1 protein-coding gene and 1 pseudogene are annotated in these 2061 nt (G+C 62.3%); both read left to right on the top strand.

Annotation, left to right across the window (positions count from 1 at the left end):
• Positions 1-1587, top strand: a 1587-nt coding sequence (gene nuoL, locus QZY01_RS18160; RefSeq protein WP_294540018.1) for an NADH-quinone oxidoreductase subunit L, incomplete at its 5' end; no start/stop codon positions are given.
• Positions 1587-2061, top strand: a pseudogene (locus tag QZY01_RS18155) (NADH-quinone oxidoreductase subunit M); the annotation flags it as partial. The gene nuoL and the pseudogene QZY01_RS18155, both read left to right, overlap by 1 nt.

Here is a 2061-nt window from a genome sequence, read left to right as displayed (position 1 = left end):
TCCTATCTGCTGATCGGCTTCTGGTATGAAAAGCCCTCGGCCAACGCCGCCGCGATCAAGGCCTTCGTGGTCAACCGCGTCGGCGATTTCGGCTTCGCGCTCGGCATTTTCATGGTCTTCCTGCTGACGAAGTCGATTTCCTTCGACACCATCTTCGCCGCCGCGCCCGGCCTCGCCAACAAGCCGATTCACATGTTCGGCGGCGACTGGGACGCGATGACCCTGACCTGCCTGTTGCTGTTCATGGGCGCCATGGGCAAGTCGGCGCAGTTCCTCTTGCACACCTGGCTCCCGGACGCGATGGAAGGCCCGACCCCGGTCTCGGCGCTCATCCATGCCGCGACCATGGTCACCGCCGGCGTGTTCATGGTGGCGCGGCTGTCGCCTTTGTTCGAGCAGGCGCCCGCCGCGCTGACGGTGGTGACCATCGTCGGCGCGACCACGGCCTTCTTCGCCGCCACCGTCGGTCTGGTGCAAAACGACATCAAGCGCGTCATCGCCTATTCGACCTGTTCGCAGCTCGGCTACATGTTCGTGGGCCTGGGCGTCGGCGGCTATTCGCTCGGCATTTTCCACCTGTTCACCCACGCCTTCTTCAAGGCCCTGCTGTTTCTGGGCGCCGGCTCCGTCATCCATGCGATGCATCATGAGCAGGACATGCGCCACATGGGCGGACTGGCGAAAAAAATCCCGCGCACCTTCTGGTGCATGACCTTCGGCACGCTGGCCTTGACCGGCTTCCCGCTGACCGCCGGCTTTTTCTCCAAGGACGCGATCATCGAGGCCGCCTATGCGGCGGGCCTGCATGGACAGGCGGCGACCTACGCCTTCGTCATGGTGGTGCTGGCGGCGGGCATGACTTCGTTTTATTCCTGGCGGCTGGTGTTCATGACCTTCTTCGGCAAGCCGCGCTGGGAACAGGCGGGCGGGCATGACGCGAACCACGCGGTCGCCATTGCGCATGACGACCATGCGAAGGGCGACGATCATGCGCATGACGAGCACGGCCATCATGCGCTCGATCCGCATGAATCGCCCAACACCATGATGATCCCGCTGTATGTGCTGTCGGTCGGCGCGATTTTCGCCGGCCTCGCCTTCAAGGGCGCTTTCATCGGCCACGACGCGGACGAATTCTGGCGCGGCTCGCTGTTCGTCGGCCCGGAAAATCATATCCTGCATGAAATGCACGAGATTCCGGGATGGGTCGGGACCTTGCCCTTCCTGATGATGCTCGGCGGCTTAGGCCTCGCGGCCTATATGTATATTTTCTCGCCGGAAACGCCGGTCCGTCTCGCCGAGCGCTTCAACCCGCTCTACAAATTCCTGCTCAACAAATGGTACATCGACGAACTCTATGACTTCCTGTTCGTCCGCCCGGCCTTCTGGCTCGGCCGGCTGTTCTGGAAGGGCGGCGACGGCGCGATCATCGACCGTCTGGGGCCGGACGGCGTCGCGGCGCGCGTCGTCGATGGCGCGTCGTGGATGGGCAAGCTGCAAACGGGCTACATCTATAATTACGCCTTTGCGATGATGCTCGGCCTCGCGGCGATCATCACCTGGTATCTGGTCGGCGGGGTGCGCTAATGTTCGGTTTTGGACTCCTTTCCGCGCTGACCTTCCTGCCGCTCGTCGGCGTCGCGCTGATTTTGCTGGTTCCCGGCGACTCGGAAGGCGCAAAAAACAACATTCGCTGGATCGCCCTGTGGACGACGCTGGTGGTGTTCGGCTTGTCGCTCTACGCCTGGAGCCAGTTCGTCCCTGGCGTGGCGGAGTTCCAGTTCGTCGAAGAGCGCGCCTGGTTCGGCGCCGGCCTCAGCTACAAGATGGGCGTGGACGGCATTTCCTTCCCCTTCGTGGTGCTGACCGCCTTCCTGATGCCATTCTGTATCGGGGCCTCGTGGAATTCGATCCAGACCCGCGTAAAAGACTACATGATCTGCTTTCTGGTGCTGGAGACGCTGATGATCGGCGTGTTCTGCGCGCTCGATCTGGTGCTGTTCTATCTGTTCTTCGAGGGCGGCCTGATCCCGATGTTCATCATCATCGGCGTCTGGGGCG

It is taken from the genome of uncultured Rhodoblastus sp. (genome assembly GCF_903903185.1).
Lineage (GTDB): Bacteria > Pseudomonadota > Alphaproteobacteria > Rhizobiales > Beijerinckiaceae > Rhodoblastus.
Note: the sequence above shows the minus strand (reverse complement) of the source record. Positions and strands in the feature narration are given on the sequence as shown.